Genomic DNA, 14,934 nt, shown 5'->3' with positions numbered 1-14,934 from the left:
TGTACAGATGGACAAATCAGACCTTTACACGCACAATGTCAGCGCAATGACAGAGTTCCGCGCAAACACAGGTTTTTCGGCGATCTCGCAGGTTGAAGCCTATTGGGAAGGCTTGCGTGGCACACGCCTGATGCCAAAACGGTCCGAGATTGACCCACGCGGCATTGAATCGGCGCTCGAATACACTTTTGTTTTGGAACGCATCGCACCCGGAATGGCGCGTATTCGTATCGCGGGCAGTCACCTCGGCGACTTGATGGGGATGGAAGTGCGCGGGATGCCACTGACATCTCTCATCACGCCACCCTGTCGTCGTCAAATCTCCGATGCCATCGAAGATGTCTGCCAACGCCCCGCCATGTGCGAATTGCGCATGAGTGCAGAGACAAACATTTCAAAACCGCAGATGGAATGCCGTTTGCTTCTGCTGCCACTCAAAAGCGACCTCGGCGATGTGAGCCGAATTCTGGGATGTCTCGTTGCCCAGGGTGAAATCGGGCAGACACCGCGCCGTTTCAATGTGGTTGGTGCGCGTATTCGGCCGATTGCATCTCCCGCTGCCATACCGGCAGCCATCGAACCTACTGTTCAGGCCAGGCCACAGCGCGTGCAGATGGATGGTTTTGCAGAAAGCCAGAAAGGCTTTGAAGCCACGACGCCAAGACCAAGTGTTCCGTATCTTCGTTTGGTGAAGTCAGACGACAAATAGGCCAGAGGTCTGAAGATCTACCAAAAGAAACGCGCCGAACGGTTTGTTCGGCGCGTTTTTGTTTCGATCAGCTTGCAGCGCGTGCTTTGGCACGGGTGGCGCGCAATTGCGACAGCTCTTCGGCCACCAGGAACGCCAATTCCAGCGATTGCGAGGCATTCAGCCGTGGATCGCACGCCGTGTGATAGCGATCACTCAGGTCCTCTTCGGTCACGGCGCGTACACCGCCAGTGCATTCGGTGACGTCTTGCCCCGTCATTTCGAAGTGAACACCGCCAGGCACTGTCCCTTCGGCAGCATGCACGCCAAAGAATTCGCGCACTTCACGAAGAACACTGTCGAACGGACGTGTCTTGTACCCGGTCGAGGACTTAATCGTGTTGCCGTGCATCGCGTCGCACACCCAAACCACTTCTGCGCCTTCTTCGCGGACAGTGTTGATCAGACGCGGCAGGTGTTCACCCACCGATCCTGCGCCAAAGCGCGCAATCAGGGTCAAACGGCCAGCTTCGTTGTCCGGGTTCAGCTTGGCCAGAAGCACCTTCAGGTCTTCGGTTGTCATGCTGGGCCCACATTTCAAACCGATGGGGTTCTGAACACCACGCGCAAACTCGACATGTGCACCATCGGGCTGCCGCGTACGGTCGCCGATCCAGATCATGTGACCGGAACCAGCCAGCCATTTGCCACTGGTTGAGTCGATCCGCGTCAGCGCTTCTTCATACTCAAGCAGCAGCGACTCATGGCTGGTATAAAATTCGACGGACGAAAATTCATGCGTGGTATCGGCATCAATGCCAGCCGCGGCCATGAAGTCGATGGTATCCTGAATGCGGGCTGAGATTTCGCGGTACTTTTCTGCTCCGGCCCCATCGGCAAAGCCCAAAGTCCATGAGTGCACCATGTTCATGTCAGCAAAGCCACCGGTCGAGAATGCACGCAGCAGGTTCAGCGTGGCCGCTGCCTGAGTGTAGGCCTGCAGCATCTTGCGTGGGTTCGGAATACGCGCCTCTGGAGTGAAGTCCAGCTCATTAATTATGTCGCCGCGGTAGCTGGGCAGCTCCACGCCATCCACCACCTCTGTCGGGGCAGAGCGCGGCTTGGCAAACTGGCCAGCCATGCGGCCCAATTTGATCACCGGCACTTTGGCACCGTAGGTCAGCACCATTGCCATCTGCAACATGACTTTGAACGTGTCCCGGATGCTGTCGGCGCTGAACTGATCAAACGCCTCAGCGCAATCGCCACCTTGCAGCAGGAACGCATCACCACGGGAAGCATCGGCGAGATGAGCCTTTAGCCGCCGCGCCTCGCCTGCAAACACCAGCGGAGGATACTTTGCAAGCTGCGCCTCAACCGCGTTCAGTGCCGCAGTGTCGGTGTAATCGGGCATCTGGATCCGGGGCTTGGCGCGCCAGTCAGATTTCGTCCAATCGCTCATCTTGTCTCTCCGCAAAAGCTGTTAGCGGTCTCATGACCGGAGCCTTCTATACAAAAGCTATTGGAAGGACACCATATCACAAATGCGCCCTCTTGACGTGGCGTTTCCGCCGTGGTCAGGCTGACGAAACCTCCGGGTCACGACGCCCGGCAATAATAACAGGACACTCGCAGCGATGTCGTTCTCTCGCCCGCCTCAGGAAGTTGCCAAGCCCAAACGTTTTGTGTTTGTACTGCTCGACAACTTCACCCTGCTTTGCTTCTCGGCCGCTTTGGAAAGTCTGCGCATCGCCAACCGTATGGCTGGTCGTGAGCTTTATAGCTGGAGGATTGTTGGAGAAGGTGGAGACGTCGCGCACTGTTCTGCGGGACCGGCTTTCCAACTGGACGGTGATCTGGATGAGTTGACCCGCGATGACGTGGTCATGATTTGCGGCGGTATCGACGTTCAAGCTGCGACAACAAAGCGGCTGCTGAGCTGGATGCGTCGGGAAGCCCGGAAAGGGATCCAGATGGCCGGTCTGTGCACGGCAGCGTATTCGCTGGCGAAAGCCGGTCTGTTGGACGGCAAGAGAGCAACGATTCACTGGGAAAATCAGGACAGCTTTGCGGAAGAGTTTCAGGAGGTCGAACTGACCAAATCGGTTTTTGTCATTGATGAAAAACGTTTGACGACGGCAGGCGGGACATCCTCCATCGATCTGATGCTGAAATTGATTGCGGATGACCATGGCGAAGAGTTGGCGAACGCCGTTGCAGATCAGTTGATCTATTCCTCGATACGTACAGATCAGGACACCCAACGTTTGTCCGTGCCGACGCGTATCGGTGTCCGGCATCCGAAGCTGAGCCAGGTCATCCAGATCATGGAGCAGAATATCGAGGAACCGATCAGCCCCTCCATTCTGGCCAAGGATGTCGGCATGTCGACACGGCAGCTTGAGCGTCTGTTTCGCCGCTACCTGAACCGGAGCCCCAAGCGGTACTACATGGAACTGCGCTTGCAAAAGGCCCGCAACCTGTTGATGCAAACCGACATGAGCGTCATTAACGTGGCCTTGGCGTGTGGATTTGCCTCACCGTCACATTTTTCGAAATGCTATCGGTCGCACTATGACACGACGCCGTATCGTGAACGAGGCACGCACGCTGCACGGCTGTCAATCTAGTCCAAATGCATTGCTGAGGCGTGGCTGCTTGACTGTGCTGGACACCTGTTACGCGCTGTCACTGCGGAAACCCGTCGCAACAACGAATTTCTCCGAACTATCCGCGCGCGAGGCAGGTGGTTTAACGTTGGCCACCTTGTCAAAACGTTGCTTGAGCAGCTTTTGAAGGCTGCCCTCTGCCCCGCCTGCCAGAACCTTGGCGACAAATGTCCCACCATCATCCAGGACATCAAAGGCGAAATAAGCGGCCGCCTCGCATAGAGAGATAATGCGCAGGTGATCGGTTTGTTTGTGGCCCGAGGACGCGGCGGCCATGTCGGACATGACCACATCTGCCTTGCCACCCAACCAGTCTTTGACTTTCAGATCGGCATCATCTTCCATGAAGTCCAATTGGTGCAACTCGCACCCCGCAATCGGCTCCATTTCTTGCAGATCGACCCCAAGGATTGTTCCGACAGCCTTGCCTGATTTTTCACCCAGCGCGTTCACGCGTTTGACCGCAACCTGGCACCAGCCGCCCGGGGCTGCTCCCAAATCTACAACTCGGGCACCAGGCACCAAGAAGCGGTACTTGTCGTCCAGTTCCATGATCTTGAACGCGGCACGCCCGCGATACCCCTCCGCTTGGGCCCGCTTTACATAAGGGTCGTTGAGTTGGCGCTGCAACCAGCGGGTCGACGACAGCTTGCGCCCGCGAGCACTCTTGACCTTGACCTTCAGGTCACGCTGCCCGCGCCCTGATGTATTCTTGCCTGTTGGGGTCTTGGTCACGTTGCCACCTTTCAATTTCACGCCAGCGGTTTGTGCAAAATGATCCGCTACAAGAGATCGCGGATATAGGATGGATCATGCGGAAATGCATGTGTCCCCTGCCAATTTCCGCAATTTGCGTTGCCGATAGCACTGATCGCTCGGTCCTGCATCTTCTTATTCGAACTGAGTGTGGTCATGCAGAACTTCCCTATCCGATGCAGAAAGCATGGCAAGTGTCGTCAGCAAGGCTCATTGATATTGTGTATTGCCTTGTGTTGGCCCCGCTGCCGTCAAATCCGCTGATCTTCCAATACACCGTCCGCGCTCATCTGCGCGTACAGTAGCCCCTCCCGCAATCCACGATCGGCAACGGACAGTCGGTTGGTTGGCCAACAGCGCATCAAGGCCTGAAGGATCGCCGCACCAGACATGATCAGGGCGTGCCGGTCCGATCCGATACGGGGATCGGCACGCCGCCCACCGGGACCCAGAGCCAGATAGGATCGGATGACCCTGTCGATCTGATCCGACGTCATGCGCAGACCGTCCACCTTTGTCCGGTCGTATCGCTTCAGACCAAGATGCGAGGCCGCGACGGTGGTCACTGTACCGGAGGTGCCGATAATCTGAAAACCCTCGGTTGGCTCTGTCGCGTGGTAGGGCGAGAAATCGGCTAGATTTTCTTCGAAAAACCAACTCATCAGCGCAAATCGCGCAGCATCGTCATCCACGTCGTTAAACTGTTCGCGCAATGTTGCGACACCCAAGGGAACACTAATCCAATCTACGACACGTGCCTCGGGCATATCTGACGCAACTTGTTTAAAGCCCGAATGCAGCCGCATGATGGATTGCGGGCGGTCTGCGCGCGGGACCTGAGACAGATCAAGCCAGACCAACTCGGTCGACCCGCCTCCAATATCGACGACCAAAAGGTTTTCCGTCTTGGGGCTGACCAATGGCGCGCAGGATACAACGGCCAGGCGCGCCTCTTCCTCGGGTTCGATAATGTCCAGCCGCAACCCGGTCTCGCGTTGAACGCGCTGAACAAAATCCTTTGCATTCAGGGCTCTACGGCACGCTTCTGTGGCAACAAGGCGCATCCGTCTGACCTGGTGTCGCTTTAATTTCTGCTGGCAAATCCGCATGGCTTGCACGGTCCGCGACATGGATCCGCGCGACAGCTTGCCGGATTTCTCCAGACCAAGACCAAGTTGGACAGATTTTGAGAAGCTGTCCACAACCTGGAATCCCGCGCCCTTCGGCTCGGCTATCAACATGCGACAACTGTTCGTGCCCAGATCAAGCGCGGCATAAAGCTCGGGCGATCCAGGAGCACGCGGCACGGGCTTGGCCCCCGGTCGGGTGCCTTTGGTCTTTGTCGCGCCCGCACCTCGGGGACGCTGTGGCGCCATCTTCTGCGCCTTTCATATCGAGTTGAGACGACGATATGTTGTGCAACGTGTTCGCGCAAGTGACTTGATCAGGCGACTGCGTGCATCTGTGGCTGATGAAAGGGATTGTCGAAAAATGGTGCAAGATGCGCATACTCTTCTTCAAGAAGCACACCCAGAACACGTTGTGTTTGCGCCGAAAGATCGCTCAACTGAAGGCGCCGATCGCTTGAGTTGAAATGCGGGATAACGACATCTCGCCTCGTGTGCGCGCTCAACTCAACACTAAGCTCGTCCATTTCACTTGTGCGAAAGACGCGGTCATACACCGACCAATCCCTGCCGGTAAACAACTCGGTCGGCAGGGTATGGTGTTTGATGTCGGAAGACGTTGCGATGTACGCGCTGAGGTTCTGAAAGAAGTAATCGGGATCCGGCTCTGTTGGCAAATGCACCCTGCCCCTACGAATTTTCGGACTATGACTTAGAATACCCAACCCTTCGACGCGGTTGGTGTACACCGCCAGCAGCCGCTTCAATGGGTCACGAACGACTGTGAAGCGGTAGTGATTTTCCAGAACACTCCAGCGGTGCGGCCGAAACCGTGCCGTGGGGTAAATTGCATGCACCTGCTGCTGCGTGAATGCGCCTACAGAATCGTCTTCTTGAAGCGGATCAATTGCGGCAAGTGCTGCCTTGACCGATGAACATGCCGCCTTTGGCACAGCCATATAGGCCAGCCGATGGGAATCCACCCGAATAACCATGATTTCCTGCCCGACTTTTTTGTCTTGTTAGGGCCATCTTAACCAAGCTTCGGCACGCCCAAACAGCTACAGGATCGAAAGTGCGGCATTGTTGCAAATCAGACTCACCATTCATGACGTCGCAACGGTGGCGTCCTTTGTCGAAATTGAGCCTTGGATACTCTAAGTCGTCGCGTATTAGGGCAAAAGATACGCGGAGGAATCACATGCCTGACGTCACAATCGTCTATTGGCGCGACATCCCTGCCCAAGTGATCGTGGGCAAAGGGCGTCGTGGCTCCAAACGCCAGCTTGCGGAACGGTTCGAACAGGCCATCGACCGCGCGGCAATGAAAGTGAATGCCAAGGACGCCGATGCGTATTTGGCTGAATGGCGCAAGGCGGACCCTTACACCGTCGATGGCGATCCCGCCGAAGTTGCGGAACGTGAAGCGGTACGGCTTGAGACCGAATACGATCAAGCGCGGATCAAGGCGCTGATTGACAATGAGGGATGGGCATAGCGCCCCAGCACAGGGAGGTGCCGCAATGGCATTGCTGAACTTCAAACGTGACGACGGTCCAGTGGCCGGCACCCTCTCGCCCGAGGTCGAGGCGTTCCTTCAAGGGTATTCCATTGAGGTGATGCCGCGCACATCCCAGAAGGTTGATGATTTTCGCGCCATCCTGCCTGCAGGTACCCGCGTTTACATCGCACACATCGAAGGCACGCCAATCGAAGATATGGTGGCCACCGCCAAGCGCCTGAATGCCGAAGGCTTTCCGGTCATGCCGCACTTCCCCGCGCGCATCATCAAGGACGAGGCGACATTGAAGGACTGGATCGCTCGGTACCAAGGTGAGGCAAATGTCGATCAGGCGCTGCTTTTGGCAGGCGGTGTGGACAAGCCTCATGGTGACTATCACAGCTCCATGCAACTGATGGAAAGCGGTGCGTTCGACGCGGCCGGATTTACGAACTTGCACGTGGCAGGACATCCTGAAGGCAACAGGGATATTGATCCCGATGGTGGGATGAAGGTCGTCGATGAAGCTCTTGCATGGAAACAGAAATTCTCCGAGCGTACCGATGCAAGAATGGCCATCGCTACGCAGTTTGCCTTTGAGGCCGGACCAATCATCACATGGGCGGACAACCTCAAGGCAGCGGGTGTTGACCTGCCCATCCATATCGGGATTGCGGGACCAGCCAAGCTGCAGACCATGATCAAATTCGCAATTGCGTGCGGCGTTGGACCATCGTTGCGTGTACTGCAGCGCCGCGCCAAAGACGTGACCAAGTTGCTGCTGCCGTTCGAACCCACCGAGGTCGTGTCAGAGCTGGCCGCACACAAGGCTGCGAACCCAGATTTCAATGTGACGCACGTGCATTTCTTTCCTCTTGGCGGGATCAAAACGAATGCCAATTGGGCGATAGAAAACGGCGGCGCGTCGGCTGTGCCTGCGGCCTTGGGCTAATATCACTCATAACTGTCCTGAAAAGGTTTCATGCCCTGCCCCCTCGCGTACCAGCCCCGTGCGCGATAGGTGTCTTTTCCAACCGGTGGGATGTCGTTTTGACCTGTGCGCCAGTACGGGAATCGGAACAACACTTCGCAAAACCAACGCACAAAGGCCGCGCCCATGACCCGCACCGTCATCGAATCCAAAACCAAAACCGCGCTGATTGGCTTTGACCAACCGTTCTGCGTGATCGGTGAACGGATCAATCCAACAGGCCGGAAAATCCTGAACGAAGAACTGGAGCGAGGTGATTTCTCGCGTGTCGAAGCGGACGCTGCAGCGCAGGTTGCGGCTGGTGCCACGGTACTCGACATCAATTCTGGTGCCGTCTTCTCAAACAAGATGGCCGAAGATCCGCGGTATGCAGACAACAACTTTGTTGAGCCTGAGCTGATGAGGCAGTTGGTGGAGCGTGTCCAGGCCGTGACAGACTGCCCGCTTTGCATCGATAGTTCCGTTCCCGGTGCGTTGGAGAACGGGCTGGCCGCCGCAGAAGGTCGCCCGCTTCTGAACTCCGTGACCGGTGAAGAAGAACGACTGGAACTCGTTCTGCCGCTGGTCAAGAAGTACAATGTGCCAGTCGTCGCCATTTCCAATGATGACACCGGTATTTCCGAGGATCCCGATGTTCGATTTGCTGTGGCCAAGAAGATTGTGGAACGCGCAGCTGACTTTGGTATTCCTGCCTATGACATTGTCGTCGATCCGCTGGTGATGCCCATCGGTGCAATGGGCACTGCTGGACTGCAAGTCTTTACCCTTGTGCGGCGTCTGCGCGAAGAACTGGGTGTGAACACGACATGCGGCGCATCCAATATCTCATTCGGTCTGCCCAACCGGCATGGCATTAACAATGCCTTCTTGCCCATGGCGATGGGCGCTGGCATGACATCCGCCATCATGAACCCCGTGGCGCTACCGGTCGGCCCCACAAAAATAGCCGAAAAGCGGGCCGAAGTTGAGGCGGCAGGCATCGCCTTACCCGACGGGATGGACGACGAAGCGTTCGTCCAGATGTTTGGAATGGGATCGACAAAGCCGCGCGCAGGCAAGGAAATGGAAGCCATCCGTGCAGCCAATTTCCTGACCAACAATGACGAAGGTGGCGGTGCATGGATCAAGTTCAACCGCGTTGCACCAAAAGCGGGCGAAGAAGCCCGCGGACGCGGTGGGCGGGCCGGCGGACGCCGCCGCCGCGGCTAAATTCTGATTGGACGACGTTAACAAGGACCGCCCGGTGCCATTGCCCCCGGCGGTCTTTCTTTTGACGCCTACGTACCCGCAAAGCACAGCTTCAGTAACGCGCTTTTAACAGACCGTCCGGTAGACACTCCTTACGTTTTGCGATCAGGAGGGACCGGATGAGCCATCAAAATGGTGCAACTTGCCGTGCACGTCATGGCTGACCCAATCCCCCTGCCCAAACGTTTGGACACTGCCTCTGCGCCCGATCTGCTGTCGCAACTGGTGGCGCACCCGCCGGGCAGCGATGTCCTTCTTGACGCGCAAAACACCTCGCACATTGGGGCATTGGGGGCACAAGTGTTGCTCAGTGCGCGGCGCAGGGCCGTCGAAAACAATACATCTTTTTACGTTCTGCATGTGCAGAACGCTGTCCACGATCAACTGTCAGCCATGGGACTTATGGACCTGACACAGCAGGAGGAAGACAAATGAATCTTGAAATTCTTGCTGTTGATGACAGCCGTACAATGCGTGACATGATACGCTTCGCGTTGGAACCTGCGGGGTTCATCGTCCATACCGCCGAAGATGGCGTTCATGGAACAGAAGTCCTGGAGGCCATCGATCCGGATGTCATCATAACCGACATCAACATGCCTCGTATGGACGGCTTCGGCTTCATCGATGCTGTTCGTGACTGTGGTCAACACAAGACGACACCGATCCTTGTCCTCACGACGGAAGCAGCCCCTGAGATGAAGATGCGTGCGCGCAATGCTGGCGCCACTGGGTGGATCGTCAAACCCTTCGACCCGGCGAAACTGGTGAAAGCGCTGCAAATGGTGGCTGGATAGCAGGACGATGACGTCTGCGGACCCCATGGCTGAAATTCGCGCTTCCTTTTTTGTCGAGTGCGAGGAGTTGCTTGAGGCATTGCAGGATGGACTGCAGGCCCTCGATGACGGCAGGCATGATGAAGAGACAATTCATGTCGTGTTCCGTGCCGTCCACTCGATCAAAGGAGGTGCGGGCGCCTTTGGGTTCGAGGCGCTGGTGCAGTTTGCACACCAGTTTGAGACTGCGCTGGACAGCATCCGCGCAGGTAAAGCGCGTACCACTCCCGGCTTGCTGGACGTTTTCTTTCGCGCATCAGATCACCTATCGGACTTGGTGCGCGCATGTCGAAATGATCTCGACCCTCCGAAATCAGAAGCCGAGGCAATACTGCGCGAATTGAATGTGCAGGTCAGCCAAGCGTCGCAGGAAAAAGACGCGAACGACAATGAATGCGAACCAGTTGAAATAGAATCTAGTGATGCTGTGATTGGCGAGGACCCGTCCAAGCATTACGTGGAGTACAATATTTTCTTCGAACCCGAGCCTGGCTTCTTCGAAACAGGGCACGAGGTTTCGGATGTTATCAACCGCTTGGCGACCCTTGGTGAAGTCGAAGTCCAATGCGACTCAAGTCGCCTGCCCGCACTTGATCAGCTGATACCAGACAAGACTTACCTAAGCTGGTCACTGGTTCTGACGACTGATGTTGATGAAGCAGAAGTCGCGTCCCAGCTCGAATTCGCCCATGGCCTGTGCAGGATGAAAATCTCCGTCCGCTCACAATGCCAGGAAACGGGTTCTGGGACCACCATCCGGCCCAGAACAGATGATCAGCGCACCGCGTCCCCCACACCAAGTAAGTCTGTTGTACGCGTCGATATAGACAGGGTCGAACGTCTCGCAAATCTGGTCGGTGAGTTGGTGATCAATCAGTCGATGCTGGCGCAAAGCCTGCAAACCGCAGGCGTATCACCCCACTCCGACACCATGTACGGACTCGAAGAATTCCAACGCCTGACCCGAGATATTCAGGACAGTGTCATGATGATCAGAGCACAGCCTGTAAAATCACTGTTTCAACGCATGGCGCGCATTGTGCGCGAGGCGTCGGCATCCGTCAGCAAAGACGTGCGGCTGGTCACCGTTGGAGAGGCAACCGAAGTCGACAAAACGGTCATCGAACAATTGGTCGAGCCGCTAACCCACATGATCCGCAATGCAGTTGATCACGGGCTTGAACCCTCGGACGTACGTCTTGCGCACAACAAGCCTGCACGTGGTGAAATCCGGTTAAGCGCAGCGCACAGGTCTGGCCGCGTCCTGATCCAGATTTCGGATGATGGACAAGGTATTGACCGGGATAAGGTTCTTAGAACTGCGGTCGAAAAGGGTCTTGTCGCGGAAGATGTGGCCATGACGGACGCAGAAATTGACACGCTTCTATTTTTGCCAGGTTTTTCCACCGCACCAGATGTATCTGACCTTTCAGGGCGTGGGGTTGGCATGGATGTGGTACGCACTGCCATCCATCGCCTGGGTGGCCGTGTCACAATCGGATCCACACCCAACGCTGGAACGACATTCAGCATATCCCTTCCACTGACCTTGGCTATACTGGACGGTATGGTCATAGATGTAGCAGGCGAAACCCTCGTTTTACCGTTGAATACTGTGTCCGAGACGCTCACGCTATCAGACAGTTTACTGGAACAAATCCAACCGGGCCATTTTGTCGTTCGTGTGCGCGATGGCTTTGTGCCAATGTTTGATTTGGGTGCAGCACTTGGCTATCGGCCGCCCTGTGACACGGTCAATGACCGCATAGCGATGCTTCTGATGTTAGAGGATGAATCGCAGGTTGCGTTGCTCGTGGATGAGGTTCACGACCAGCGACAGGTCGTCATCAAAGGACTTGATGACAGCTGTTGCCGCCCACCGGGGATCGCCGCCGCGACGATTTTGGGGGATGGGCAAGTGGCGTTGATCCTCGATCCCGCAGACATCGTTACCAACACGATCAAAAGCCCCGCCCCCAAGCGTGCGAGATTGGAACCCCAAACATGAGCACAACTGAAACAACGAAGCAAAGGGAGCTGTTGACCTTTAAACTAAGCGATCAGGAGTATGCGCTTGACATAATGACCGTTCGCGAAATTCGTGGTTGGACGCGCGCAACCCCAATGCCACTCGCGCCCAGCTTCATGCGCGGCGTCATCAACTTGCGGGGCACTGTGCTTCCGATCATGGACCTGGCCGAACGTTTGGGGTTGCCCAAATGTGATCAGGACGACCGAAGCGTCATCGTTGTGGTCCAGAACGAGGGATCAACAATCGGCCTATTGGTAGATGCTGTCTCGGATATCGTGACACTTGACCCCAAGGACATGCAGACTCCACCAGATTCCGCCGTACAGAACTGTCGAAACGTCATCGCAGCGATAACGCTGTTGGACAATCGCATGATACGCGTTCTGGATTTACCATACGTCATAGCACTGCCAGAAAGTGACGCCGCTTGATGCGTCAATCACCAGATCTGCCCCAGTTGAACGACGAGCAGTTCGATGCGATTGCCGGATTGGCCTATCGCGAGTCTGGGATCAAGTTGGTGCGCGAGAAAAAGCTGATGGTTCAGTCCCGGCTCAGGCATCGACTACGCGCGCTCAACCTTGATGCCTTTTCGGCGTACGCAGATCATGTCGCATCAGAAGACGGAGCAAGTGAACGCCGTTTCATGATCTCTGCCCTGACCACCAATGTGTCCCAGTTCTTCCGGGAGGCTCATCACTTTAAGATGCTTAGCGACCGGCTCATGCCAATGTTCAGACAACGCATTGAACGACATGAACGTATTCGCATCTGGTCTGCGGGGTGCTCAAAGGGACAAGAACCTTATTCGATCGCGATGCATCTGCTGCGTTTGGAACCGGCTCTGGCCAAAGCGAACTTCAAGATTCTAGGCACAGATCTCGATCCTCAAGTCATCACCCAAGCGCGCAGTGCGGAATTCAATACTTCGGAATTGAATGGCGTTTCTGAAGATGACCTTAATACGTTCACAATCGCTTGTGGCGACAGCCAGTCACGCCGAAGAATGTCTGATGTATTGACCCAAGTTGTCTCGGTCAAAGAACTCAACCTGTTTGACGACTGGCCCATGCAATTTGCGTTTGATGCCATCTTTTGCAGAAATGTCATGATCTATTTCGATCAGTCAAAACAGGCGCAGCTATGGCCACGCTTCAAGTCCGCTCTGTCCACTGCCGGTTTACTTTTTCTCGGGCATTCAGAACGCATCCTGTCTCCGAACGCCTATGGTTTCCGCTCCGCCGGGCCAACGACTTACATCAAGTGCGACGACGCATTCGATTGGAGCAAGTAGGACATCCGGATGGCACTCACGGATCAAATACAGATCATGGTTGTTGACGATGCATCCGTAAGGCTTGACGCGTGTGCAGAAACTGTTGGCGCCCTGGCGAAACGCTGCATCTCCAGCCGAGTACATGGGTTGACGACATCGATCTTGCTTGCGATGGCACCAGTTCAGCTTGCCGCTTCAGCCTACAACATATCAAGGGTGACAAAGGTGAAGCGGCCCCAAACGTTGCAAAGCCAATCCTGCACACAAGATATTGGTTTCACATTGGTTGCCGGACGCGTCGTACAAAATGCTCATGATCAGGAACAGCAGCTTGAAATAAACAATTACACAAATAAAATATTTATTTCCAGTATTTTACAGAGTCATCTTCAGTCCGAGGTCAACCGTTTCTAATGACACAGACCAATTCAAATGCAGTGCGAAGCAATCGTGCATTATCGCGGATGGCAAGCGTTCTTGCAGAGATAAGCGATGACATGTTGACTGTTTCCGAAATTGTATCGGAGGTGGCAGATCAATCTCGCACCACCCTGACGACACATCAGATATTGCAATTGCAAAGCATCGACCGAATTTCACAGTCTCTACAGGATCTCGTTGTCGTTTGCAGTGTACTTGCGACAACGCCGCATGTCGCCGCGTCTTCTGCAAGACACCTGCAATTGGCCGAGACGAGGTCAATTCTGGATCCAGACAACCCTCATGATCAGGACACCCCACCTGGCTCTGTCGAGCTATTCTAGCCAGTCTTTTTAAACGATCTGCTTCAGAACAGTTCGACCCCATTTCCCCCCGGTGCAGCAAACGCCATGTCCCGTACCGGGGCATTTGTCATCTTTTGCATGGCGCGGCCAATACCTGGCCAAAAGCGCAGATTCCTGGCGCTGTTCCCTCCCAATGACTGCGTGATCAGTGGGATGCCCTCTTGCCCAAGATAGGACAGCGTGAAAGCTGCATTCTTTGCTCCGATGTCTGAAAAACCCGAAATCATCCGGGCACCACCAAACACCTTTGCTCGCAACCGATCGCGCACCGCACCCAGTTTGACAAGGTCGTTGATCAACACTTCCATCGCATTGATACCGGACAACGCACAGCTTGTGTCGCCCCCTCCGGACACAGCAAGCAGCATATGGTTCATACCGCCGATGCGCGTCACAGGATCCCACAAACAGCAGGCAACACAGGATCCCAAAAGCGTCGAGATAACAATGTCAGGCCCGGAGCCGGTTGCATACTCGCCCTGTGTTATAAAAAGCGTTTGCCGCATCACATGGTTTGCCTGCCGGACATCGGCAACACGCGTATGCCATGGCTGATCCGATGCAAGTTGCGTTCGTTTTCGAAGGCATGTGCGATCCGCGCAGTCACCAGCCCTGCAGTCAGGTCGCGGCAAGGACACATAAAAAGTCCGCAGCCGACCCTGCAGAACAAAATCGAGAAGACGTGCACCAAAACGGTGCCGCGCAAACCGTGCCGCGAGAGAACGTTCAGACAGTGCGAGATGTCAGGACGTGCAGACAGGACATCCATATGCCTGTTCATCACCTGTGTTCGCCCCATACCGGTTTGACCGCCGCTACCTTTTGATTTGGTGACAACGGTAAAAGCGCGCCGATGAATTTGACGTTAAAGAGCGCCCCCGGTCACATGTTGCAACCGGGAACAATTCGACAGGTCAGGCCGTGACCGCTTTCATAAACCGGTCCTTGATCACGACGGGATCCATGGTGATCACCGGCATTTTGGCGTTGCCGCTGTCGCATTTGACAACCATCACGGTCATCTT

At 55.5% G+C, this 14,934-nt stretch carries 17 protein-coding genes and 1 pseudogene; 11 read left to right on the top strand and 7 right to left on the bottom strand.

The window, feature by feature from the left end; translation table 11 throughout:
• Positions 1–7: 7 nt before the first annotated feature.
• Complete coding sequence (locus tag AC53L6_RS08675; RefSeq protein WP_496907563.1) at positions 8–709, top strand: PAS domain-containing protein; 702 nt, start codon at positions 8–10, stop codon at positions 707–709.
• Between the two features lie 67 nt (positions 710–776).
• Here the strand turns inward: AC53L6_RS08675 and AC53L6_RS08670 are convergent, their stop codons facing one another.
• The gene (locus AC53L6_RS08670) at positions 777–2,150 is read right to left on the bottom strand and encodes a class II 3-deoxy-7-phosphoheptulonate synthase (protein WP_299700182.1); all 1,374 of its coding nucleotides are present in this window, start codon (positions 2,148–2,150) and stop codon (positions 777–779) included.
• 175 nt (positions 2,151–2,325) lie between these two features.
• Here AC53L6_RS08670 and AC53L6_RS08665 point away from each other — a divergent pair, with 175 nt between their 5' ends.
• The gene (locus tag AC53L6_RS08665) at positions 2,326–3,318 is read left to right on the top strand and encodes a GlxA family transcriptional regulator (RefSeq protein WP_496907562.1); all 993 of its coding nucleotides are present in this window, start codon (positions 2,326–2,328) and stop codon (positions 3,316–3,318) included.
• Positions 3,319–3,366: 48 nt separating this feature from the next.
• Here the strand turns inward: AC53L6_RS08665 and AC53L6_RS08660 are convergent, their stop codons facing one another.
• The 4 genes from AC53L6_RS08660 to AC53L6_RS08645 all read right to left on the bottom strand — a co-directional run bounded on the left by AC53L6_RS08660 (position 3,367) and on the right by AC53L6_RS08645 (position 6,235).
• On the bottom strand, positions 3,367–4,092 hold the full coding sequence (locus AC53L6_RS08660) for an RlmE family RNA methyltransferase (RefSeq protein ID WP_299750932.1): 726 nt from the start codon (positions 4,090–4,092) through the stop codon (positions 3,367–3,369).
• A 47-nt stretch (positions 4,093–4,139) separates the two neighbouring features.
• A complete protein-coding gene (locus AC53L6_RS08655) occupies positions 4,140–4,271 on the bottom strand; it encodes a hypothetical protein (protein ID WP_496907561.1) in 132 nt (43 codons plus the stop codon).
• A gap of 93 nt (positions 4,272–4,364) precedes the next feature.
• Positions 4,365–5,489 (bottom strand): Ppx/GppA phosphatase family protein, encoded by a 1,125-nt coding sequence (locus AC53L6_RS08650; protein WP_496907560.1) that lies wholly within the window; start codon positions 5,487–5,489, stop codon positions 4,365–4,367.
• Positions 5,490–5,557: 68 nt separating this feature from the next.
• Complete coding sequence (locus AC53L6_RS08645) at positions 5,558–6,235, bottom strand: sulfotransferase family 2 domain-containing protein (RefSeq protein ID WP_496907559.1); 678 nt, start codon at positions 6,233–6,235, stop codon at positions 5,558–5,560.
• 206 nt (positions 6,236–6,441) lie between these two features.
• Here AC53L6_RS08645 and AC53L6_RS08640 point away from each other — a divergent pair, with 206 nt between their 5' ends.
• The 9 genes from AC53L6_RS08640 to AC53L6_RS08600 all read left to right on the top strand — a co-directional run bounded on the left by AC53L6_RS08640 (position 6,442) and on the right by AC53L6_RS08600 (position 13,538).
• Positions 6,442–6,738, top strand: coding sequence for a virulence factor (locus AC53L6_RS08640; RefSeq protein WP_299196430.1), 297 nt, complete (start codon positions 6,442–6,444; stop codon positions 6,736–6,738).
• Positions 6,739–6,763: 25 nt separating this feature from the next.
• Positions 6,764–7,693, top strand: coding sequence for a methylenetetrahydrofolate reductase (locus tag AC53L6_RS08635; RefSeq protein ID WP_299700192.1), 930 nt, complete (start codon positions 6,764–6,766; stop codon positions 7,691–7,693).
• 165 nt (positions 7,694–7,858) lie between these two features.
• Positions 7,859–8,941, top strand: a complete 1,083-nt coding sequence (locus tag AC53L6_RS08630) for a dihydropteroate synthase (RefSeq protein ID WP_299196422.1) — start codon at positions 7,859–7,861, stop codon at positions 8,939–8,941.
• A gap of 195 nt (positions 8,942–9,136) precedes the next feature.
• Complete coding sequence (locus tag AC53L6_RS08625; RefSeq protein ID WP_496907558.1) at positions 9,137–9,415, top strand: STAS domain-containing protein; 279 nt, start codon at positions 9,137–9,139, stop codon at positions 9,413–9,415.
• Positions 9,412–9,777: a response regulator gene (locus tag AC53L6_RS08620; protein ID WP_299196418.1), complete on the top strand. Its 366-nt coding sequence runs from the start codon at positions 9,412–9,414 to the stop codon at positions 9,775–9,777. Before AC53L6_RS08625 ends, AC53L6_RS08620 begins: the two co-directional genes overlap by 4 nt.
• Positions 9,778–9,802: 25 nt before the next feature.
• A complete protein-coding gene (locus AC53L6_RS08615) occupies positions 9,803–11,824 on the top strand; it encodes a chemotaxis protein CheA (protein WP_496907557.1) in 2,022 nt (673 codons plus the stop codon).
• Positions 11,821–12,279 carry a chemotaxis protein CheW gene (locus AC53L6_RS08610; protein ID WP_496907556.1) on the top strand — a complete coding sequence of 153 codons (459 nt, stop codon included), beginning with the start codon at positions 11,821–11,823 and terminating at the stop codon, positions 12,277–12,279. The genes AC53L6_RS08615 and AC53L6_RS08610 overlap by 4 nt, the downstream gene beginning before the upstream one ends.
• Positions 12,279–13,142: a CheR family methyltransferase gene (locus tag AC53L6_RS08605; protein ID WP_496907555.1), complete on the top strand. Its 864-nt coding sequence runs from the start codon at positions 12,279–12,281 to the stop codon at positions 13,140–13,142. Before AC53L6_RS08610 ends, AC53L6_RS08605 begins: the two co-directional genes overlap by 1 nt.
• Positions 13,143–13,151: 9 nt before the next feature.
• Positions 13,152–13,538, top strand: coding sequence for a hypothetical protein (locus AC53L6_RS08600; RefSeq protein WP_496907554.1), 387 nt, complete (start codon positions 13,152–13,154; stop codon positions 13,536–13,538).
• Between the two features lie 373 nt (positions 13,539–13,911).
• On the opposite strand, the gene AC53L6_RS08595 is transcribed toward AC53L6_RS08600, so the two are convergent.
• Together AC53L6_RS08595 and AC53L6_RS08590 are read right to left on the bottom strand one after the other, a co-directional pair.
• Entirely contained in the window at positions 13,912–14,286 is a 375-nt protein-coding gene (locus tag AC53L6_RS08595; protein WP_496907553.1) for a chemotaxis protein CheD, read from the bottom strand.
• A gap of 537 nt (positions 14,287–14,823) precedes the next feature.
• A pseudogene (locus tag AC53L6_RS08590) lies at positions 14,824–14,934 on the bottom strand (sulfopyruvate decarboxylase subunit beta); the annotation flags it as partial.

Source organism: Tateyamaria sp. LSS28, assembly GCF_059611725.1.
The sequence above is the reverse complement of the archived record's forward strand: the minus strand, read 5'-3'. Positions and strand labels throughout refer to the sequence as shown.